Source organism: Vibrio sp. CUB2 (assembly GCF_001557945.1).
Classification (GTDB): domain Bacteria; phylum Pseudomonadota; class Gammaproteobacteria; order Enterobacterales; family Vibrionaceae; genus Vibrio; species Vibrio owensii.
In genome coordinates this window covers 380309-402074 of record NZ_LNRB01000003.1, presented here as the reverse complement: position 1 = coordinate 402074, position 21766 = coordinate 380309, and the positions used below count along the sequence as shown (strand labels likewise).

Sequence of the window (21766 nt, the reverse complement as noted above, 5' to 3'; positions counted from 1 at the left end):
TCTTTTTGGTGCTTTATTCCGCTGCGTTATCGTTTCATTGTTAAGATACAGTGAAGTTTTCACTGGATGGACCATTGCTACGCAGATATTCGCATATAATCCCTGACAGTTTTGGTTACTACGTAAAAATTATGTTTCTAACACCTTATTTTTCAAACACTAATCACCAATTTCAGTTCACTCGTGAACAAGCAAGTCACTTCGCAAAACGCGTAGCTGGTGATTACAACCCTATTCACGATGAAGACAACAAGCGCTTTTGCGTTCCAGGCGATCTGCTTTTTGCAGTATTGCTGAGCAAAGAAGGCGTAAGCCAAAAGATGCGTTTCGATTTCTCTGGAATGGTGAATGATGGCGTTGCACTTCACATCGAAAATAAGTGTGAAAAAGAAAGCGCCGTGGTCGATGAGGCAGGTAAAGAATACCTACACATGTCTCGTGAAGGCGAAACAAACCAAGATCCAGCATTCATTGAGCACGTGGTGACTAACTACGTTCAATTCTCTGGCATGAACTTCCCTCACATCATGGTTCCTCTAATGGAAGAGAAACAGATGATGATCAACTGCCAACGTCCACTGGTGATTTACGAAAGCATGGAAGTTGAGTTCTGTCGTTTAGACCTGACTCACCCAGAAGTCGATTTCACAGGCGCAACGTTTGATGTGGAAGGCAAGCGTGGTGTTGTAACGTTAAACTTTGCATTCAAACAAGACGGTGAAGTCGTTGGTAAAGGCATCAAACGTATGGTGGCAAGTGGCCTTAAACCATACGACCAAGATGCAGTTGACGATTTGGTACAACGCTTTAACGAGCGTAAGGATGCCTTCTTAGCAAAGTTCGCTAAGGCAGCTTAGTCTTCGGAAGCTATGCTCCAGCAGACAAGCCCTGCCGCTCCTTTCCAAAAAAGAAATTCAATAGAAAGCCCAGCAAATATGCTGGGCTTTCTTTTTATCTGCGGTTTATTTACTCATCAAATCCAGCGACGGACTTGGTTCTTATAATCTAGGTAATCTTCCCCGAATAGTCTTTCCAAAGCGCGTTCTTCTGGCTTAATTTGGTAGCGATTCATGTACGCGACAAACAATACACCGCACAAGATAACACTGAGATGTTGCCACCATAGACCAATAGCGATAATGACAAGCAAAAGCGCTACATACATTGGATTGCGTGTGTAAGCAAATACGCCTGTATCGACCACCAGCGACGCGGTTTCTGGTTTCACGGGGTTTACTGTCGTCTTGGCTTTACGAAACTCGTAAACACCGGCAATGCCGACAAACCCTGCTATCAAAACAAGCCCAGCAGTAACAAACTCAACAAACGGTACGGTAATTTTCATTTCTGGCACGACGTCTTTCAGCCAGTACATCAGCAATACCATCAACAAAAATAGAGCGACAGGTGGCACTTTAAGCTCAAGCTTTTTCAATCTTCATATCCTTATGAGAATAAAACGTTGTCATCGTCAGTAACGGTTCTTAAATGATAAAAAGCCCAGTTAGACTGGGCTTTCGTAAAACATTATATCAAGGTTAGCAAAGCTTGAACTGGGTGCTTAGGTTTTACCCCTTCAAATCGTTTGACTTGGCTTCGGCAGGAGTACCCCGTAATCAAGCAACGCTCGTTATCGAGTTTGTCCAAGTTTGGCTTCCAGCTCAGATCATAAATGTCACGCGACATCGAGAGCTTATCTACTTCATGGCCAAAGGTCCCCGCCATACCACAACAGCCTACAGGCACAGTGTTCAGCACCGCACCGAAGTGGGCGAAGATAGCCCCCCACTCTTTCTCTGCATTTGGCAATTTGGTTTTCTCCGTACAATGAGCGAACAGGTACCAAGGTGCTTGCTCTTTAGACTCAAGAGCATCGAACTCGCCCAGTCTTGGATGAAGCCACTCATGGGCAGTAAGCACATCAAACTGACCACGCTTGTTACCCAATACTTCAGCATACTCGTCGCGGTAACACAGTACTAACGCAGGATCGACTCCCACCAATGGGATATCTAGGTCCGCGACCATCTCCAAGAACTTCGCGGTATCTTGCGCGGTGTTCTTAAACTGACGTAAGAAACCTTTGATGTGCTGTGCTTTGCCGTTTGGCTTAAATGGCAGAAGAACCGGATTCATACCCAACTTCTTAACCAGTTTGATGAAATCTTCCACCACCTCTGCGTCGTAGTAACTGGTGAAAGGGTCTTGAACAATCAGCACATGCTTTTGTTTGTCTTCACTTGATAAGCCACTTAGTGCTTGAAGGTCATAAGCCGTGGTTAACGTCTCGACTCGCTCTTTCAAAGTCGGTACAGACAATAACGGAGCATCAACATACCCCACCGTCGAAGCCGTTAGACTTTGCACCCAAGATTGCTTGAGCACACCATTCACGACACTTGGCGCTTTGGCCATCAATGGCAACATGGATTCAATGTTCGATACCAAATAGTCTTTTGCCGGGCGTTGATAACGCGAGTGATAAATATTGAGGAAGCGAGAGCGGAAACTAGGTACATCCACTTTAATCGGACACTGACTCGCACACGCTTTACACGCCAAACAACCATTCATCGCTTCATACACTTCGTGGGAAAAGTCATACTCATGACGACGATTAATCGAATGACGCACACGGTCAATCATGGTTTTGATGGACGTTTTGTTTTCCAGCGTCTGCTTCTCTAGATCGAGAATATCAATGCCCTGCTCAGTCAACTGGCGTAGCCACTCACGAACTAAACCTGCACGCCCTTTCGGCGAATGACGACGGTCTGCAGTGACTTTCATTGAAGGACACATAGGCGAGCTGGTGTCGTAGTTAAAACACAAGCCGTTACCGTTACACTCCATCGCTTGCTTGAAGCTATCACGTACTTGTACGTCAATCTGACGATCATAGTAACCGCGTTTGGTATCGGTGACTTTCACAAGCTCAGCATCGCTATTCAGCGGCGTACAGATCTTGCCTGGGTTCATTTTGTTGTGTGGATCAAAAGCAGCTTTCACTCGGCGCAATTCAGTAAAGAGTTCTTCACCAAAAAACTCAGGGCCGTATTCAGAGCGGAACCCTTTGCCGTGTTCACCCCACATTAAGCCGCCGTATTTTGCCACCAGCTTAACCACCTCATCCGAGATTTCATGCATCAAGGCTTCTTGGTGAGGATCGCACAGATCCAATGCTGGTCGAACGTGGAGAACACCTGCATCTACGTGACCAAACATGCCGTAGTTAAGCGATTTTGCGTCTAGCAACTCGCGAAACTCAACGATAAAGTCCGCTAAGTTTTCTGGCGGAACACAAGTGTCCTCGGCAAACGCGACTGGTTTCGCACGCCCTTTTGCTGCGCCTAATAACCCCACGGCTTTTTTACGCATATTGTAGATACGGCCAATGCTCGCCACATCACTGCAGACTTGGTAGCCAATGATGCCCGCTTCTTCCGTTTCTAGCATACTATCGAGCTTGGCCGTTAGAAACGCGACTTGAGAAGCCACTTCTTCTTCATCCTGACCTGCGTACTCGACCATGTTGATGCCAAGCATCTCTTTATCAGGTACGTCGGTGATCAAGTCACTGACTGTGTGCCAAACAATGTCTTGCTTCGCCAAGTTCAGAACTTTTGAATCCACTGTCTCAACGGACAACGCTTTCGCTTCCACCATAAATGGCGCGTTGCGCAGAGCCGAATCAAAACTGTTGTACTTAACGTTAACCAGAGTACGCGCTTTAGGAATGCGGGTTAGGTTGAGCTTCGCTTCGGTGATAAAGGCCAATGAGCCCTCAGCGCCGCACAAAACACGAGTGATATCGAAGCTGTCTGCCTCTTCATCAAATGCGTTTTTAAGGTCATAGCCAGTTAAGAAGCGGTTTAACGGTGGAAACTTATCATTAATTTGCTGGCGCTTGTCACGACATACCGACTCCGTCACACGCATTGCCGTATTGGCAAACTCCCCTTCGTTTGGCAAGCCATGAGAAAGGTCAGATTCCAAAATCGAACCATCAGCAAAAACCGCTTGAAGAGAAAGAACGTGGTCTGAGGTTTTACCGTACTTAAGCGAGCCTTGGCCAGACGCATCGGTGTTGATCATCCCACCAATCGTGGCACGGTTGCTGGTCGATAAATCAGGCGAAAAGAAATAACCATACGGGCGAACAGCATCATTCAGTTGGTCTTTAACCACACCCGTTTGAACACGAACCCAGCCTTCTTCTTCATTCACTTCTAGAACTTGGTTCATGTGGCGAGACAAATCAACCACGATGCCCTTCGTTAAAGATTGACCGTTCGTACCCGTACCGCCGCCACGAGGAGAAAAGGTAATACGCTCGTATTTTTCTTTGTTGCTGAGTTTACCGATGAGGGAAACGTCTTGGGTGGTTTTGGGGTGAACAACAGCCTGAGGAAGTTGCTGGTAGACACTGTTATCAGTGGCTACTGCGAGACGGCTAGAGTATTGGCTTTCGATATCGCCAGTGAACCCGGAGTGCTCAAGCTCTTTGAGAAAACTAAGAACAAGAGGATCGACATCCGTTTGCGAGTGTAATCTTGGTAACATTTGCTTCCTGCCCCTACTGCGCTGATCCAATCAGCTGCGGGTTATCTAATTTTTAATCATTCTCACCATCAACGACCAAAAAAACCACTGGCGAGTTAGAGGTATGAATGAGGTTGTTTTCTTTGAATTACGTCACTTTACAACATTTAAAAAGGCGTTCAAATCAGAATCTCAATACAAGAATTAAACTTATGCTTTATTTTATAACGCTTGATGCCTTACATTGAAAAAGAAATAGCCTTTCAATATGAGCTTTCAGGATGAAAAAAAATAAAGTTGTAACCACTGAAGATATCCTTCTAAAACTTTGCCAGTCGGTTTCTGGCGTACTTACTTCAGCAACCTCTTCTCAAGTTAACTACTCTGCCATGGTGCAAAAGATCAACAAAACCAGCCTCAAGCCGGATTTTGGTTGTTTTGTATTGTTTGATGGAGGCTTCACTGGCCTTGTTGTAATTAACTTTACAGCAAAAGCGGCCTTAGAGATTTACACCAACTACATGCGTAATATGGGCATGCCAGAGGAAGAGTTAGCGATCTCACACACTTCAGATGAAGTGGGCGATGTGCTTGGTGAGCTGATGAACCAATTGGTCGGCGACTTCACCAATAAAATTCGTAAAGAGCTGCAGACCAATATCACGCAGAACCAACCAAAAATGCTTTCACTGAACAAGCAAGTGATTCTGCAAGTTGATACCAATCTAGACCGTCCTCAAGCGCGCCGAGTCACCTTCTCTACAGAGAACAATAATATCTTCTACCTAGAACTTGCGATGGACAAGACCGAGTTTATCCAACTTGAAGAGTTTGAAGTGGCTGAGGATGAAAGCCCGGATGATATTTTAGAAGCCACGCGCAAAAGTATGGCTGACAAAAAAGCAGCAGAATCAGCAAGCTCAAAAAGTGACGCGGATGATCTGCTAGATCAGCTTGGTCTGTAATATTGTCAAACAACGACCTTTCTCAAAGCCTCTTTCCATAAGGGGCTTTCTTTTTGCGGCACAGTTTTCCCTCTCCATCGTTATTCCGTTTTCCCATCAAAAAAGGTAATATATCCGACTTCCTAAATTTTCAGTTCCCGGTACTGGTCGTCGATGGATAAACAAAAAGCTCTGAAAAAAATCGCCAAGTGTTTAGAACTGGGCAACTCCGCCAACGTAAATGAAGCGGCGAACGCTATCAAGATGGCGCATCGTCTCATGCTGAAATATGGCTTGGATAAGGACGATATTGAGTTTATCAAGATGGGTAAGACTCAGTCTTCACATCTCTTGCCAGCAAGCATTAGCTCGACGATATTGCGCGTGATTCGCGGCATCAATACTAAGTTCGGTGTTGAGGCGGTTCTTCTGAACCATAAAGGGCTTAAACGAGTAGAGTTTATCGGTGAAGCAGACCGCGCGATTTTTGCGGCTTTTGCCTTTGATATTATCTATCGTGAGATGAACGAGAGCACCGGACAGTTCCGTAATAGTTTCGCGGGTTCAGGCACTTCTTCAATGGAAGTAACGCGTCGTGTTAACTCCTTCGTTTCTGGTTGGGTAGAAGGTGCGCTCGAAAAGCTACCTGTGATCTCACCAGACGAAGAATCCGCAAACAAAATCAATAACTACATTGATAAAGAATTTAAAAACATCGACCGTGAGACGTTCAAGAAACAGCTCAAGGAAGCGATGAAGAACATCACTGCAGATTACGAAGTCGGCTTGAAAAAAGGCCGCAAAGTTTCCGTTAACCGAGGGGTTGGCGGAGAGCAGGCGAGAAAAATGTTGGATAACCCTTCTAAATAACTCTGGAACTGATTACAACATCGCCAACTATAAGAAAAAGCTTACAAAGCTTCTATCAATCTGACGTTCGCATAACAAATATCAATACCTTCTATTCCATAATTCACATCCCATTATGAGGCGCACTTGCGCCTCGGCTTATACGGAGATTTTCCCTTGAAAAAGATGTCTATTGCACTTGCGCTAGTGCTGGCTCTTACTGGCTGTCAAGCAACACAACGCCAAAACGCAACTACAGGTGAATACGAAACTAACTCAACCACGCAAGGTGCGCTTATCGGTGCGATTGCGGGGGCAGCAATTGGTCTTGCGACTGGTGACGACGCTAAAGAACGTCGTAAACACGCATTGATTGGTGCAGCAGCTGGTGGTGCGACAGGCGCTGGTGTTGGTTACTACTTCGACCAACAAGAAGCGGAACTGCGTCGTGCTCTATTAAACTCTGGCGTACAAGTTGAACGTGTTGGCGAAAACCAACTGCTTCTTCGCATGGAAAACGGCATTGGCTTCTCTTCAAGCTCTTACCAACTAGACGCAAGCATCCACAACACACTACGTGGTGTGGCTCGCATCCTAGTTGAATACCCAGACACAAGCCTTGTGATCGATGGTTACACAGACAGCACAGGTAGCGATTCTTACAACCAAACGCTATCAGAGCGTCGTGCTGAATCGGTACGTCAATACCTAGTATCACAAAACGTTGCACCAGGTCGCGCTATCGCACGTGGCTACGGTGAGCGTAACCCAATTTGCTCAAACCAAACTTCTGAAGGTCGTGCTTGCAACCGTCGTGTTGAAATCCAGATCTTGCCACTGAAGTAATTTGGTTGCACCATATCGGTAATAACAATTATTACCGGAGCAGGTCTAGCGTTGTTCGCTAGACCTGACATACCCAATGTCTTTGAGAACCACTGCCCTCACCTTTGCTTTAAGTGCCTGCCTTACGAGCACTGCATTTGCTTCTCAGAACCCGACACAACCTGAAGCCCAATTCGACCTTGCACAGCAACTGGCGTTAACCTCAAATCCAGAATCACCTACTGACGCACGTTATTGGCTAGAACAAGCGGCACATCAAGATTACTTACCTGCTCAAAAACAATTAGCAGAAGATTACGCTCGCGGTTTAACTGGCAACACGGATTTCACCCAAGCGATTTATTGGTTCACTTCTGTTGCGCTAAACGATCCAACCGACCGTGGCTTTTTGTTGGCCGATTTTGTCCAGCACCATCAAGCGGAAGTATCGAACTCTGATCTCGTCGAAGCTTGGTATCAACTGTCTGCACTTAAAAACCCTCAGGCAGAAGAAGCCTATAACCAGTTTTTGGAAGAACGCTTCAATCAACTCAGGGCCAAACAAGTTTCTGAGATTGTAGAGTTGGATAAGCAAGCTACAGACGAAGAACAGAAAGAGACCATTGAAATTCAACAAGCAAAGAAAGCTGAAAACTCCAACGTTTGGTATGCCTCTGGCGCTTTGGGCTTTGCTCTACTACTTGGAGGCGGTGCATTCGGTTACCGCAGGCATACACAAAAGACCAAAGCCACTGCAGCAAATGAAGTATCACGCTCTCTGCAATTAGAGACACAAGTGAAAGAACTGCAGTTTGCCAATAAACAACTTAAGCGCCAACTCGAAAAAGTATTTAAAGAGTTTAAGAAGATAAAAGGTCAATCTGAGAACCAAAAACTTCTCGTCGCTTGTGCGATGTTTGGCTATACCCCGCAAACCATTCCAGACAGTAAAGCAGTGAAGTTGCGCTACAGACAATTATCTAAACTCTATCATCCTGATTCGAGGGGGAGTGAAGAAGAGATGAAGCGTTTAAATCAGGCGTTTAAAACCATTTCACAAAATGTTACAAAAGAGTAAAACTTAGCCGCACACCTTTATCTTGCGAGCTTTTCATCCTAGAAAATAAAGGCTCGCAATCGATCTCCCTCTCAAACAAATTAACAGACATTTAACTTGACCATCTTTTATATGCCATAATGCTGGGCGAAAAATAACACCTAGCGACTAAAATTTATGTAGGTGGGGAGAAAATCAATGTTCACTGAAGAAGGCACCTGTGACTGGTGTAAAAAACCTAGCTTTGTAACTCGTCATGATTACGTAGATGGTAAATACCATCGTTCATGCAGCTCTTGCTACGACATCGCGAAAATCGATGTCCGCCTATTCAACCAAGGCGAATTGCAAATGCGCGAGCGTTTGGAACAACGAGCAAGCTAAATAGAACAAATCAACGGAACTGATTTTCAAGGGCGCCTTATCACAAGGCGCTTTTTTGATCCTTCATTAGAACGTGAAGCCCTCACAACCAAAACACTCCGCAATCACATTCTCTAGTTCTCTGGTGGTTCTCACACTCTCAAATCGGCTATTAATTGACCTATTAAAAACAGTGTCACTTATTTCATAGTGATGTTGATGGTTTTCCCTGTCAGCGGGTCAAACCCACGATACATCTGGAGTATAGTTTTGTCGCTCAAACAAAAAACAGGTGACCATATGTACACAGATGAAGCGGAAGCAATTATTGCTAGCCAGCCTCCTGAAGCCGTTGCAACTGGCGAGTTGATGGTTTTGAAAAATACAATTAAAAGAAAAGTCTCTGGCCCTAACAAAAGTCGATTATTGCGGTTAGCAAACTCCGACCTTGGCAGTTTATGCTCCCGTGCCAATTCAGGTAACATCGAACAAATTCGCACCATGTTTCAAACTATGGTTCAGCTTGTAAGAGCTGGCAACCTTGGTCAGTTTGAAACAGAAATCGCGCGTGCAAAAACCGAATTCTAACCATTATTAAACATCGCTCCTTGTATTTTCAGGCTGCGTATTCGTAGCCTGCTTTTTATCGTTGTCTGAAAAAGCAAAGCGCTTTCTTAAACGTCCCGCCTCTGCCTTCCTTGTTTTCTCTTCCTTTCTTCTCCCTCAAAAGCACTAACACCACTGTGTGCCATCACGAAAAAGCACTGTATAAACCGGTTAAAACCACTGTATAGCTAAGCCGAAATTACTGTATATACAGTAGTAATCACCTGTATATACAGCTCCGGAATGCAGGTGGCTTCACATTTCACCATGTTTATCAAACATATCAAAACCCAAACTTTACATCTTAATTTCAATAACTTAGAAAAAAACAAATCATAAGTAAGGGAAAGTTTTTCAACTCAATTCATAAAAATCGGTTGATCAGGCATCAAAAACAAACTACTGTATACACATACAGCATGTATAAAGGAACAGCAAGATGCAGTTACAAACTCAATCTCATACATACTCTCGCTACAACGTATTGGCACAAGCAACACAACCTATGGACGTGTCAGACCAACTTCTTTCTAAGTTGGCAGTATTGTCTCAACAACAGCAATGGATTCTGTTTACCGCTGAGTGCCCTCGTCCTGACTTTGAGCAACTTGCTGCTTCCAACATTCGCTGTCAAAACATCATTCAGATGAAGCCGTCTCAACAGCTTTCTGAAGTGGAAATCGTGATTAAAGCTATTCAGTCTGGTAACGCTAGCGCTGTCGTCGCATCGAACAAGATTGCCCTAATGAATCAATCAATGCTTCGCGATATTGCTCAACGTTATCAGTGTGAAGTCTTTTTCGTCGAAGGCAGAGTGAACAAGTACCACTAACAAGATCGACGTTATCCATCCTGCATCTCGCCTCCTTTTAAGGGGGCTTTTTTGTGCTTTAACAAATTAAGGCAAACGTTTGCTTTTTCTCTGGCGAGTTAAAATAGTTCTGGTATGATGCCCTCATTCGATTTATTCAGCGTGCTCTTTTCGCTGGATATCTTCTCTTTATGACGTTTGATTAAGATGATAGGAATGTCGCAATGAGCCTTGCTAATCAAGTACTTGCCGTCAATGACGACCTGCCAATTCGCACCCACAAGCCTGTTCACAGCGGAAAAGTTCGCTCTGTTTACTGGTTAACTGAAGAAGACAGCGCACGACTGATCAAAGAAAAAGGATACGATGTCGCTCCTAATGCCCCGCTGGCCATCATGGTGATCAGTGACCGTATCTCTGCATTCGATTGTATCTGGCACGGCGAAGGTGGACTCAAAGGCGTGCCGGGTAAAGGCGCTGCACTCAACGCGATCTCTAACCACTGGTTCAAATTGTTCAAAGACAACGGCCTTGCTGATAGTCATATCTTGGACATCCCTCACCCATTCGTTTGGATCGTACAAAAAGCGAAGCCAGTTAAGATTGAAGCAATCTGCCGTAAGTACATCACGGGTTCTATGTGGCGTGCCTACGCAAATGGCGAGCGTGAATTCTGTGGCATTCAGCTTCCTGAAGGTCTTGAGAAGGATAAAGCGCTACCTGAACTGCTAATGACACCTTCAACTAAAGGTATCTTGAAAGGCATTCCAGGCGTTCCTGAAGCGGATGACGTGAACATCACTCGCCAAAACATCGTGGATAACTATGAAGCTTTCAACTTCTCAAGTGCAGAAGACATTGCACAATACGAAAAGCTATTGAAAGAAGGCTTTAACGTGATCAGCGATGCGCTTGAAGCCGTTGACCAAACATTCGTAGATACTAAGTTTGAATTTGGTTACGTACACGACGCTGCCGGTAACGAAAAGCTAATTTACATGGATGAAGTAGGTACGCCTGATTCGTCACGTATTTGGGATACAAAAGAATACCAAGCGGGTAACATTGTTGAGAACTCGAAAGAAGGTTTCCGTCAGTTCTTACTAAACCACTTCCCTGATCCTGATATTCTGCTTAACAAAGAACGCATGCCAGAGCGTGAAGCCCTTGCTCGTGATAACGACCTGCCAGTGGAGTCTTTGATGGACATCTCTCGCACGTATATCGGCATTGCAGAAAAAATCACAGGGCAACCAATCAAGTTGAGCGAGAATCCAAAAGCAGAGATCATCGAAATCTTGAGCAAAGAATACGGTCTAATCGACTAAAGCCAGCCTTTACGCTGAGTTACTAGATTAACCAACAAGAAAGTCCGCCAAGTGCGGACTTTCTTATTTCTAGCGCGGTCGTCTAGAACGTATTCGTTAGCTGCCCTACTCTATATCGAGCGTCAGACCATCCGTTGTGGATGCCGACTTGGTTGTCACTTGATAGTTTTTATCTTTAATGCTGGAAAGCATGTACCACGTTGATTGCGCTTTCTCTGGCGTAAAGGTCACACGCATGAAACCGCGTTGCTTAATGTCTGCCCATTGCAGCTCAGAGACTAAATTCGGCAGTGAATATTCCATCTGAGCAATCGCAACTGGCTCCAACGCTAAATATTCTTCCAAGCCCGGCGAACTGACCGAGCTTGTCGCGAATTCAACGCCAATAGGATTGTTCGACACATCCTTCAACTCACTAGTCCATGCATTATGTGTATCGCCCGCCAAACACACAAAGTTGCCTGAGCTTGCTTTAGCAATTTCATAAATGCGCTCACGTTCGACATAGTAACCATCCCAAGCATCGAGGTTATACGGCAGTTTAATCGTGTCTGAGCTTGGGTCAGCAAGATAACCTGCGATTGCATTGTTCACTGCCAATAATGCGTCCAACTTCTGCTCATCGGTTGCGGTAAAAAGTTGGAACATCGCCAACATGACCGAGCTCGGAAGCTCCATGCGTGACATCAGCACTTGCTGTCCAAGCACATTCCACTTTGCATTCTGGCTGTTAAACGCATTCATCAACCACGCTAACTGCTCTGTACCAAGCAGTTCTCGTTCGGAACTACGTGACTGAGCAACTAGGTTACCAATTGCTTCCATTGTTGGTGCGGTGAGAGAGAAATAATCCAAAGGTTGGTCGCGGCCTACCAATCGAGTGTCGAGCATCATTAGATTGATTAGGTCACCAAAAGCAAACTGACGATAAATCAGCATGTTTGAGAAGGTGTTTTCTCGCACAGGGAGCCATTCAGTCCAAGCTGCTGCTGCCGCGGCACGCCTATCATCAAAGCTGCCTTCGTTGTCTTGGTGGTTTTCCGCCCCCTCTTTCCATGCATCATTAGCTAACTCGTGGTCATCCCAAACCGCAATCATTGGTAACGCCGCATGTAGAGCTTGCAGATCTTCATCTTGGCGATATTGAGCATAGCGCTTTCGATAATCATCTAACGTAATACATTCTGTGCCTTTACTCGGCTCACGACCTAACACAGCTGCATCTTCGCTCGCATAACCACCAGCGCCGTATTCATAAATGTAATCACCGAGATGCAAAACCACATCGAATGCTTCCTTTTGATGCTGTACAAGAATCTCCTTGTAGGCGTTGAAATACCCCGTAGGATAATTTGCGCAAGACACGACTGCCATAGACGCTTTGGTCACGCTGCCTTCCGGTAAGGTCTGTGTCATACCTACTATGCTACTATTCTCTCCCACCATGAATCGGTAGTAGTACTGGGAGCTTGGATTAAGGTTTTGCACATCGACCTTAACCGTAAAATCGCGACTGGTATCTGTGGTAAAAGTGCCACTTTGCTCGATGCTAGAAAAGTCTTCCGTTGCAGACACCTGCCAAGAGACATCGACATAACTCGCCTGCGTAGTCACTCTTGTCCAGATAATCACTTGAGTTTGAGTTGGGTCACCACTGGCGACGCCATGCTCGAATGAGGCAGCAGTGGCAGTATTGTTATCATCACTTCCACAAGCGGTCAGCGTGGTAGCAACGGCTCCTGAAGAGACGACTTTTATAAAGTCTCTGCGAGACAATGACATAGTAACTTCCTTTGTTATTGTGTTTTTATCAATGCGCGTTTTCATGCGCTGAGTAACGAGCCAATTTGGGCCTTGGGGTCGTTTGGCTAATTACTCTAAAAAACATTAAGTTAGAAGCTAGTTATGACAATTGCATTTCTTGATGTTAATTTTTTGTTACTTTAAGTGTAAATACTCTATATTCATCACAGTTCCAACAAATTGAAAACCAATTTATAGAATCGATAGGACAAACATAAAAAAAGCGACCGTTGCTGGTCGCCTTTGTGTTTGGGGGAAATGTTCCTTGGGTGTTAGAGCTTCAAATTAAGCACATCTTGCTCTGCAGTTTCTACTTTTAGTTTACTTCTAGATTCAATGTACTCTATTTGTTTTGAGTCTAACGAATAAGGCATAACTACACGTAATTCATGGATCCCTTCGTGTTTTGCTAGCTTCACCAACATCACTAGATTGGATTCATCGCTCTGACGAGAAGACATCGATTTTAAGGCAGCATCCCAAAGGCGATCCTCTGGTTGGCTTAACTCCGCGATGTTCTGTTTCCACATCAGGCCAAAAATGGGAGCGATGGTGGCGAATGCCTCCAAGAAGGTCCACTTCTTACTTCCTGTTGCCCCTAGGAAGCTTGTGTAGTCGAATTCAATGCATGTCTTTCCTTGTTGCTCCATCCTATGCCTCGACACTCTGAAATGAGATATACAAAATATCGTTCAATTATTTTGATATAGCAATAGGATATAAAACAATGGTCTTTTATGCCCTAATTTAACCTCAAAAGGAAATATTAAAACCAGCTTTGTAACAAATGATGTACAGCTTCGCCATATATAAGCATCCAATTGATTAATATTTTAAACGCCAAACTAAAACTAAGCGGCAACAAGGGATACAAGCAGATCGGCGTTATAAGTTAACCAACCTGATCCCAAGCCCAACACGCGTTTGCGAATGGTCGTAATCAATCAAGGTTTCACCATAGCCATGGTAGCCCTGAACGTACAAACCTAAGATGTCATTGAAGTACAAGGTGTACCCCAATTCTACGCCACCTTTATCATCGGCAAAGTTATAGAAGCCTCGGGTATTAAATACACCAGCGCCAGTGTAGACCTTTGCCCACAGTTCATACGGGGCATAATAGTTTTCCATGTCATCATTTTCGGTGGTAACCACCCACCAAGCGTGCGCACCGTATTCAACAGGACCAGAAAAACGCTCTGCTGCGATATAAAGGCGATCCCAACTACGAGATAGCTTACTTGATTGTCCATTTGACTCATGCTTGTACCCCACCTCTAAATGGTTGAATAGCAGCATGTTTGATTGATGTGCAAGAAACACTTGAGGTTTGTAATTGGTCTCTCTGAACGGAGAAGAAATGTCAGAGTTAGCAAGTTGCCAGAGAGACTTTTGCGTGTAAGACCCCATCAAGGCCGTGCCAGAGCTGAATCGGTAGAATGGGATAGAAGCCGAGATTTGAAACTTCACTTCAAACTGCTGAAGTGAGTCCATATCTGAACCGAGCTCGTTGTAGGCGTCTTGATTGATGTCTGTGGTGTAGGTACCCAGAACGTAGTTGTCTTCGTATGTTGAGATGTGTGTGATGCTTTTGCCGTACGCTAGTACCGGACATAACAATAGTGGAATCGCTTTATACTTCATCGTTTTCCTTCACGCCGCTCAACCGGAGCGGCAAATTCATTCCTTATCACCTAATAATCAGGTCATAAACTGCAAGGGAAACGGATTAAAGCAATTATCGTTCCGGCTTATAAATATCCTTATTTTACATCAAGCACACGACTGGCTTTTTTATACTGCACTTTCCAACCAGCCCAGCGAGGTAACTCCCAACGTTTAGGGTCGCCTTTTCGGCTGCCTTCAGTGTAAATGACATGAACCAGTTTACGAGACACAAAGTATTCCACATCGAGTTTCAGTTCCGCCAAGATCAACTTTAAAGGGAACTGCTCTGCAAAGTCTTGATATTCCCAATCTGGAATACCTTCGAATGGGATGTCTTCGGCTTCAAACAGCTCGATATCTTCCACACTTTCTACACCAAGCGTTTCCAGCTGCTCGACCAACCAAGTAGTGAAAGATAAACCGTCAAGTTCCGTTTTTTCAATAGGCTCAGGATTTAACCCAAGCGCGTTATAGATCTTCCAGTGCTGAATTTGCTGTTTTCTCAATGGAGCAAAACCCGGTAACAGCGTTTCGTCTTCAATCATCTCAACAATAGATTGGACGGCAACTTCACCTTCAAGCGCTTGATATTCAGTACAAATGGTTCGTCCTGCATAGATCAAATGCATAGTCGCGCGTGGGGCTTCTTCCTCATAATTGGTTTCGCCTTGTTGCCACTCACCAAGCTCTAATTCGCGCAGCAGATTGAGGGAAACAGGCAGCATTACGGAGGCAAGATTGAGCGTCTGTTTTACACCTCGTCCGGGTACGCTGTGGCTATCTAGCACCAAAGCTGCTTCACTTTTTTCCGGAAAACGGCTACGCCCAACCATCATTTCCATCAAACCATTGCCTAGCGCGTCACGACGTCGTTCTCGGCGAACAAATACAAGTTCTGGATGTAACGTGGCAATGGCTTTAGTCAATTTATCGCGTTTGTATCGCGATGCGACTTCAAGATCCGGCAATTCAAACACTTCTCGCATCTGCTTTGCTAAACCTTGCACCTCTTCAAGCACGCTTATATCAAGATTAACGCCGGGGAGTTGCTCCCCTCGCACCAAGCGAATCATCAGCGAGGCATCGCAGCCAAATGGTTCTTCTTGTGCTAATGCTTCGGCCGATTCCCCACCTTGCAATTGATACAACTGAGCGGGCACAGAAAGCGCTGCCGCTAAGTCGATCATTGCTTCTCTTTCTGATTTGGTTTGGATGCGAGTCACTAAGTCCGCAAATAAGGCATCAATTGGTAGAGGGTAAACTTTTTTACCGTGCTCGGTGATGTCACCTTGCTCGTCTATCGCTGCCATCCCCTGCAGGGTTTGGAGTGCTGAGTTAAGTGACTTTTCAGGTACAGAATCGAGGAAGGAAAGTTCGGAAAGTCTGTATCCACAACAAGCCGCTGCGAGCATTGGTTCTACGAGTTCTTCACGGTGCAATTCAGGTGGCGTCACCAGTTCCAACGGTGCATGCTCACCAAACAAGCGAATACACGCCCCTTCAGCAACACGGCCTGCTCGACCCATTCGCTGCGCCGCGCTGGCTTTGGAAATGTTACTTAACGTCAGAGCTGTTCGTCCATTTCGTTGTACGGTTCTGCGTTCCAAACCACTATCGATGACCACGCGGATGTTTGGAATGGTCAGAGAGGTTTCTGCAACGTTGGTTGCCAACACCACTTTACGCTGCTTTTGTACCGTCAACGCACGATGGCGCTCTTCATCACTCACCGATGCATGCAGCTTCACGACCATCACATCATCAATACTTTGCAGCATTTGTGCACATTGAGTGATCTCTTTTCGACCCGGTAAGAAAACGAGAATATCGCCCTCTTCGTCTTCGAGTGCTTCTTTTACTGTGCGCACAACATCTTTCTCACAACCTTTCTTGTTCGGCAAGTAACGACTGTCCATTGAGCGATGAGTCACGGTGACAGGAAAGCAACGCCCTTCAGAACGCAGGCGCTTGGCATCCAAATAGTTCGCTAGCTTTTCGCCTTCTAACGTGGCTGACGTGACAATCAGACGGTGCTGTTTTTCTTGCTTTAAAATCGCGGTAAGGAGATCAATGTCCCAGCGGCGTTCATGAAATTCGTCCACCATCACGATATCGAAGCTAGCCAGTTTGTCTTCCGCGAACCAACGCAGCGCAACACCGGGCGTCACGAACACGACTTTAGTCTTTTCATCATAGTGAGCGTGAAGCTTTATCGCGTAGCCAATCTGTTTACCTAAAGGTTGACCAGATTGCTCGGCAAGAAATTCAGCTAACGAGGTACAAGCGATTCGGCGTGGCTCAATCACCAATACTCGACCGTGATTTGCTGCCCAAAGTGGCAATCGCGTGGATTTACCTGAGCCGGTTTCGGCCTCAACCACCAAATGATGGTGATTCACGAGTTGGTCAAATTCCGCTTGTAAGCTATCGATAGGTAATTGAGACATAAAAGATAAGAACGTGATAATGGATTGCGAGGCATTATACCTGAGTGAGAAATTCCTGCTTTAGGAATCGTTTCTGGCCATTTAATGACAGTATTAATGTTTCAGTGACGATATTTTCGTCGGGAATTGGATTTTTTTGCGACATTACGTTGATGTGCATCAACGAATGTTTACAACTAAATAGTGAACCCGTTAGAATTTTGCACGCATCCTTCAACCCTACATTTAAGGCACCCAATGAACAACGACAAGCGCCCACTCTATATCCCATATGCGGGTCCGGCTCTTTTAGCGACCCCTCTTTTGAACAAGGGCAGTGCGTTCTCCGGAGAAGAACGTAGTTCATTCAACTTGGAAGGTCTTCTACCAGAGACGACTGAAACCATCCAAGAACAAGTAGAGCGTGCGTACCAACAGTACAAAAGCTTTGAAAGTGACATGGACAAGCACATTTACCTGCGCAACATCCAAGACACGAACGAAACGCTATTCTACCGCCTAGTTCAAAACCACATTTCTGAGATGATGCCGATCATCTACACACCAACCGTTGGTGCAGCGTGTGAGAACTTCTCAAACATCTATCGTCGTGGCCGTGGTCTGTTCATCTCTTACCCGAACCGTGACCGTATCGATGACCTGCTAAACAACGCAGCAAACCACAACGTTAAAGTAATAGTAGTAACTGATGGTGAACGTATCTTGGGCTTGGGTGACCAAGGTATCGGCGGCATGGGTATTCCAATCGGTAAGCTTTCTCTGTACACAGCGTGTGGCGGTATCAGCCCAGCTTACACACTACCAATCGTACTTGATGTGGGTACCAACAACCCGCAACGTCTTGCAGACCCAATGTACATGGGTTGGCGTCACCCTCGTATCACTGGTCCTGATTACGATGCGTTTGTTGAAGAGTTTATCCAAGCAGTACAACGCCGTTGGCCAGATGCCCTGATCCAGTTCGAAGACTTTGCACAGAAAAACGCAATGCCACTTCTAGAGCGCTACAAAGATCGCATCTGTTGTTTCAACGATGACATTCAAGGTACGGCGGCAGTTACAGTAGGTTCTCTACTGGCAGCATGTAAAGCGGCAGGCACTAAACTGTCTGATCAGCGCATTACTTTCTTGGGTGCTGGTTCTGCTGGTTGTGGTATTGCTGAAGCGATCATCGCGCAAATGGTATCGGAAGGAATCTCTGATAAGAAAGCACGTTCGCAAGTTTACATGGTTGACCGTTGGGGTCTGTTGCAAGAAGGCATGCCTAACCTTCTTGATTTCCAACAGCGCTTGGTTCAGAAGTTCGACAACACGAAGAAGTGGGAAAATGAAGGAAATGGCTTCTCACTTCTTGATGTGATGCACAATGCGAAACCAACCGTGCTAATTGGTGTATCTGGTGCCCCTGGTCTCTTCAGTGAAGAAGTGATCAAAGAGATGCACAAGCACTGCGCGCGTCCGATTGTATTCCCGCTTTCGAACCCAACAAACCGCGTAGAAGCAACACCAAATGACATCATTCGTTGGACAAACGGTGAAGCGTTAGTTGCAACAGGTAGCCCATTTGAGCCAGTGGTTCATGAAGGCAACACTTACCCTATCGCGCAATGTAACAACAGCTACATCTTCCCTGGTATTGGTTTGGGTGTACTTGCGGTAAACGCGAAGCGCGTAACTGACGAAATGTTGATGGAATCAAGCCGTGCATTGGCAACATGCTCACCATTAGCGATCAACGGTAACGGTGCTCTGCTTCCACCACTAGAAGAAATTCATTTGGTATCGAAGAAGATTGCATTCGCTGTTGCGAAGAAAGCGATTGAGCAAGGTGTCGCGCTAGAAATCACTGATGAAGCGCTAAATGACGCAATTGACCAAGCATTCTGGCAACCAGTTTACCGCCGTTACAAACGCACAGCATTCTAAGCTTTAAGACGTTTTGTATAATTATTAGCCCTCGCACTCCGAGGGCTTTTGTTTTTTATGCGCTTTTTTCTCATCCTAACCATATTTTGGCATAAATGGGCTTCTCTCTTTTCATTTCTATCAGATATGATGAGGGATACACATTGAAATAAGGACATCGAACGTTTTGCTGTTTTCTCGCATAAAGTCAAAGTGGAAGCTCAAGTTCTCATGGAAGCGTCTGGCTTTGGTTTTGTCGATCTCTTTACTCGGTCTTTTCGTCACGATTATTGCCATTGACCGTTGGGTCGTGCTCCAAGCACAAGAAGAAATCTTTACCGACTACGAGCAAGTGCCTAAGCATGAAGTCGCGGTCGTTCTCGGCACCAGTAAATACATTGGGAAGATCCTCAATACTTACTACACCCACAGAATCAACGCCGCTATCGAACTGTACAAACAAGGAAAAGTGAAGCAATTTTTGTTGAGTGGGGACAACGCACATCGCTCTTACAATGAACCGTGGACGATGAAACGTGATCTACTCAAAGCGGGCGTGCCAGAAGAAGTCATTCATCTGGACTATGCAGGATTCCGAACTCTGGATTCCATCGTTCGTGCTAAAAAGATATTCGCCTCTGAGCGCTTCTTGATTGTCACTCAACGATTCCATTGTGAACGAGCTCTGTTTATTGCTGACGCTTACAATATTGATGCGCAGTGTTTGGCCGTAGCTGGACCAACGGCAAGTAAGCAGAAGATCAACATGCGAACACGTGAACTTATGGCTCGTGTGAAAGCGTTTTTGGACTTGTACATCATGAATACGCAACCGCGCTTCCTTGGTCCTCAAGAGCCAATCGTTGCGGTCGAAGATACAGTGGAAGAAAAGCAAGAAATCATCGAAAACGAACGTAACATTCCGGTTCATTAAGTCGACCAAAGTGTTGCTGCTTTCAACATTCTCGCTCTGCATTACACACCGATAACAATTCATTAAAAGTAAATGGGTAGCTTTCTACCCATTTCCAATTCCCAACCTCACACTTTCTTATTCTGCCGTCGATTCAGGCAAAACACCCTTTCGCATCCGAAGTAACATTTAATCAATAAATAACTACAAGTCAGTTACTTTGCCATAAAAAACCAACACTAAGGCAATGCAAAAGGAGCACAACCCATGACCGCACTCGCTGTGACACTGAAGAATTGGTTCTTCACACGCAACAGCATGATATTGACGTCTAATGTCCTGCTGTTCGCTATTTTGTTCAACACCCTACCCTTTGAGCCTCAAGTCGTAACCGGCTTATGTATTTTGATTTTCGTTGCCGTACTTTGGTTAACGGAAGCCATTCACGTAAGCATCACTGCCCTGCTAATCCCGCTACTCGCGGTATTCTTGGGCGTATTCAATACTCAAGCAGCACTAAACAACTTCTCTAACTCGATCATTTTCTTGTTCTTGGGTGGTTTCGCATTGGCTGCCGCGCTGCATAAGCAAAAGCTTGACCAAGCGATCGCAGACAAAGTACTGCTCATTGCACGCGGTAAAATGTCTGTCGCAGTCTTCATGTTGTTTGGGGTGAGCGCAGGCCTATCAATGTGGATCTCAAACACCGCAACGACAGCAATGATGTTGCCATTGGTTCTAGGCGTTATGAGCAAGCTAGACGCGAAGAAGAGTCACAGCACTTACCTGTTCGTATTACTTGGTATTGCTTACAGTGCGTCGATTGGCGGCATCGCAACGCTAGTAGGTAGTCCACCGAATGCTATCGCAGCTGCAGAAGTCGGTTTGAACTTTACAGAATGGATGGAGCTGGGTTTACCAATTTCTTTGATTCTGATGCCTATCGCGATCTTGGTGCTTTACACCATGACAAAGCCAGATTTAAGCCACACGTTCGAACTTGACCACCAGCCTGTTGAGTGGACAAACGGCAAGAAGATCACCTTAGCGATTTTCCTATTAACAGTGACATTCTGGATTTTCAGCAAACCAATCAACGCGATGCTTGGCGGTTTTGCGAAGTTCGATACGCTGGTTGCAATTGGTGCGATTCTATTACTTGGTGCATCTCGCGCAGTAGAGTGGAAAGACATTGAAAAAACAACTGACTGGGGTGTTTTGCTCCTCTTTGGTGGCGGTATCTGTCTAAGTAACGTACTAAAAGCAACGGGCACAAGTGTCTTCTTGGCTAACGGTCTAGCTGGTTTCCTTGAGCAAGCTGGTGTCCTACTCACGATTCTATCTGTGGTTGCGTTTGTTGTTTTCCTAACCGAGTTTGCAAGTAACACAGCAAGTGCGGCGTTATTGGTGCCAGTATTTGCCACCATTGCAGAAGCGCTTGGTCTATCGCCAGTCATTCTATCAGCATTGATTGCTGTAGCAGCATCTTGTGCCTTCATGCTGCCAGTAGCAACGCCACCGAACGCGATTGTATTTGCGACGGGCCATATCAAACAGAAAGAGATGATGCGAATCGGTATGGTGTTGAACGTTGCCTGTATCGGCGCGCTGACTCTATTCGCTTGGTTGTTCTGGTAAACATTGCTCAAATAAAAAAGAGCTGCGCCCAAACGCAGCTCTCTTATCAAAACTAGCACTACAACTG

Annotated in this window: 18 protein-coding genes; 12 read left to right on the top strand and 6 right to left on the bottom strand. The window is 45.4% G+C overall.

Annotated features, from left to right (window positions below; translation table 11 throughout):
* Positions 1-131: 131 nt before the first annotated feature.
* Positions 132-857, top strand: coding sequence for a DUF3581 domain-containing protein (locus ATB78_RS06545; protein WP_009705868.1), 726 nt, complete (start codon positions 132-134; stop codon positions 855-857).
* A 116-nt stretch (positions 858-973) separates the two neighbouring features.
* Here the strand turns inward: ATB78_RS06545 and ATB78_RS06540 are convergent, their stop codons facing one another.
* On the bottom strand, positions 974-1435 hold the full coding sequence (locus tag ATB78_RS06540) for an isoprenylcysteine carboxylmethyltransferase family protein (RefSeq protein WP_033006935.1): 462 nt from the start codon (positions 1433-1435) through the stop codon (positions 974-976).
* A gap of 92 nt (positions 1436-1527) precedes the next feature.
* Entirely contained in the window at positions 1528-4563 is a 3036-nt protein-coding gene (locus ATB78_RS06535) for an FAD-binding and (Fe-S)-binding domain-containing protein (protein WP_061008148.1), read from the bottom strand.
* A gap of 260 nt (positions 4564-4823) precedes the next feature.
* Here ATB78_RS06535 and ATB78_RS06530 point away from each other — a divergent pair, with 260 nt between their 5' ends.
* The 8 genes from ATB78_RS06530 (at position 4824) to ATB78_RS06495 (ending at position 11325) form a co-directional block, all read left to right on the top strand.
* Positions 4824-5507, top strand: coding sequence for a DUF3334 family protein (locus ATB78_RS06530; RefSeq protein WP_009705865.1), 684 nt, complete (start codon positions 4824-4826; stop codon positions 5505-5507).
* Between the two features lie 153 nt (positions 5508-5660).
* Complete coding sequence (locus tag ATB78_RS06525) at positions 5661-6356, top strand: DUF2786 domain-containing protein (protein ID WP_005443269.1); 696 nt, start codon at positions 5661-5663, stop codon at positions 6354-6356.
* 156 nt (positions 6357-6512) lie between these two features.
* Positions 6513-7181 (top strand): OmpA family protein, encoded by a 669-nt coding sequence (locus ATB78_RS06520; RefSeq protein ID WP_009705864.1) that lies wholly within the window; start codon positions 6513-6515, stop codon positions 7179-7181.
* Positions 7182-7257: 76 nt separating this feature from the next.
* Positions 7258-8238 (top strand): J domain-containing protein, encoded by a 981-nt coding sequence (locus tag ATB78_RS06515; RefSeq protein WP_061008147.1) that lies wholly within the window; start codon positions 7258-7260, stop codon positions 8236-8238.
* 177 nt (positions 8239-8415) lie between these two features.
* The gene (locus tag ATB78_RS06510; RefSeq protein WP_009705862.1) at positions 8416-8601 is read left to right on the top strand and encodes a hypothetical protein; all 186 of its coding nucleotides are present in this window, start codon (positions 8416-8418) and stop codon (positions 8599-8601) included.
* A 249-nt stretch (positions 8602-8850) separates the two neighbouring features.
* Positions 8851-9168: a hypothetical protein gene (locus tag ATB78_RS06505; RefSeq protein WP_227739867.1), complete on the top strand. Its 318-nt coding sequence runs from the start codon at positions 8851-8853 to the stop codon at positions 9166-9168.
* 457 nt (positions 9169-9625) lie between these two features.
* Positions 9626-10018: a SulA-like leucine-rich domain-containing protein gene (locus ATB78_RS06500; RefSeq protein ID WP_005443276.1), complete on the top strand. Its 393-nt coding sequence runs from the start codon at positions 9626-9628 to the stop codon at positions 10016-10018.
* A 203-nt stretch (positions 10019-10221) separates the two neighbouring features.
* Positions 10222-11325: a phosphoribosylaminoimidazolesuccinocarboxamide synthase gene (locus tag ATB78_RS06495; protein WP_061008146.1), complete on the top strand. Its 1104-nt coding sequence runs from the start codon at positions 10222-10224 to the stop codon at positions 11323-11325.
* A gap of 105 nt (positions 11326-11430) precedes the next feature.
* Here ATB78_RS06495 and ATB78_RS06490 read toward each other — a convergent pair whose 3' ends face one another.
* The 4 genes from ATB78_RS06490 to ATB78_RS06475 all read right to left on the bottom strand — a co-directional run bounded on the left by ATB78_RS06490 (position 11431) and on the right by ATB78_RS06475 (position 17243).
* Positions 11431-13107 (bottom strand): alkaline phosphatase D family protein, encoded by a 1677-nt coding sequence (locus ATB78_RS06490; RefSeq protein WP_061008145.1) that lies wholly within the window; start codon positions 13105-13107, stop codon positions 11431-11433.
* Positions 13108-13400: 293 nt separating this feature from the next.
* Positions 13401-13778, bottom strand: coding sequence for a hypothetical protein (locus tag ATB78_RS06485; protein WP_005443279.1), 378 nt, complete (start codon positions 13776-13778; stop codon positions 13401-13403).
* 235 nt (positions 13779-14013) lie between these two features.
* The gene (locus ATB78_RS06480; protein ID WP_005443280.1) at positions 14014-14772 is read right to left on the bottom strand and encodes a phospholipase A; all 759 of its coding nucleotides are present in this window, start codon (positions 14770-14772) and stop codon (positions 14014-14016) included.
* Between the two features lie 119 nt (positions 14773-14891).
* Positions 14892-17243, bottom strand: a complete 2352-nt coding sequence (locus ATB78_RS06475; protein ID WP_061008144.1) for a helicase-related protein — start codon at positions 17241-17243, stop codon at positions 14892-14894.
* 237 nt (positions 17244-17480) lie between these two features.
* On the opposite strand from ATB78_RS06475, the gene ATB78_RS06470 reads away from it, so the two are divergent.
* The 3 genes from ATB78_RS06470 (at position 17481) to ATB78_RS06460 (ending at position 21699) form a co-directional block, all read left to right on the top strand.
* The gene (locus ATB78_RS06470) at positions 17481-19169 is read left to right on the top strand and encodes an NAD-dependent malic enzyme (protein ID WP_061008143.1); all 1689 of its coding nucleotides are present in this window, start codon (positions 17481-17483) and stop codon (positions 19167-19169) included.
* Positions 19170-19335: 166 nt separating this feature from the next.
* Positions 19336-20082 (top strand): ElyC/SanA/YdcF family protein, encoded by a 747-nt coding sequence (locus ATB78_RS06465; RefSeq protein ID WP_005443283.1) that lies wholly within the window; start codon positions 19336-19338, stop codon positions 20080-20082.
* 246 nt (positions 20083-20328) lie between these two features.
* Positions 20329-21699: a DASS family sodium-coupled anion symporter gene (locus tag ATB78_RS06460; protein ID WP_061008142.1), complete on the top strand. Its 1371-nt coding sequence runs from the start codon at positions 20329-20331 to the stop codon at positions 21697-21699.
* The last annotated feature ends 67 nt before the right edge of the window (positions 21700-21766 follow it).

Bases quoted from the DNA above. Each gene is read 5' to 3' on its own strand.
- ATB78_RS06460 (WP_061008142.1), top strand. From the start codon at position 20,329: ATGACCGCACTCGCTGTGACACTGAAGAATTGGTTCTTCACACGCAAC.
- ATB78_RS06480 (WP_005443280.1), bottom strand. From the start codon at position 14,772: ATGAAGTATAAAGCGATTCCACTATTGTTATGTCCGGTACTAGCGTAC.
- ATB78_RS06500 (WP_005443276.1), top strand. From the start codon at position 9,626: ATGCAGTTACAAACTCAATCTCATACATACTCTCGCTACAACGTATTG.
- ATB78_RS06475 (WP_061008144.1), bottom strand. From the start codon at position 17,243: ATGTCTCAATTACCTATCGATAGCTTACAAGCGGAATTTGACCAACTC.
- ATB78_RS06515 (WP_061008147.1), top strand. From the start codon at position 7,258: ATGTCTTTGAGAACCACTGCCCTCACCTTTGCTTTAAGTGCCTGCCTT.
- ATB78_RS06495 (WP_061008146.1), top strand. From the start codon at position 10,222: ATGAGCCTTGCTAATCAAGTACTTGCCGTCAATGACGACCTGCCAATT.
- ATB78_RS06485 (WP_005443279.1), bottom strand. From the start codon at position 13,778: ATGGAGCAACAAGGAAAGACATGCATTGAATTCGACTACACAAGCTTC.
- ATB78_RS06535 (WP_061008148.1), bottom strand. From the start codon at position 4,563: ATGTTACCAAGATTACACTCGCAAACGGATGTCGATCCTCTTGTTCTT.
- ATB78_RS06545 (WP_009705868.1), top strand. From the start codon at position 132: ATGTTTCTAACACCTTATTTTTCAAACACTAATCACCAATTTCAGTTC.
- ATB78_RS06530 (WP_009705865.1), top strand. From the start codon at position 4,824: ATGAAAAAAAATAAAGTTGTAACCACTGAAGATATCCTTCTAAAACTT.
- ATB78_RS06490 (WP_061008145.1), bottom strand. From the start codon at position 13,107: ATGTCATTGTCTCGCAGAGACTTTATAAAAGTCGTCTCTTCAGGAGCC.
- ATB78_RS06470 (WP_061008143.1), top strand. From the start codon at position 17,481: ATGAACAACGACAAGCGCCCACTCTATATCCCATATGCGGGTCCGGCT.
- ATB78_RS06525 (WP_005443269.1), top strand. From the start codon at position 5,661: ATGGATAAACAAAAAGCTCTGAAAAAAATCGCCAAGTGTTTAGAACTG.
- ATB78_RS06510 (WP_009705862.1), top strand. From the start codon at position 8,416: ATGTTCACTGAAGAAGGCACCTGTGACTGGTGTAAAAAACCTAGCTTT.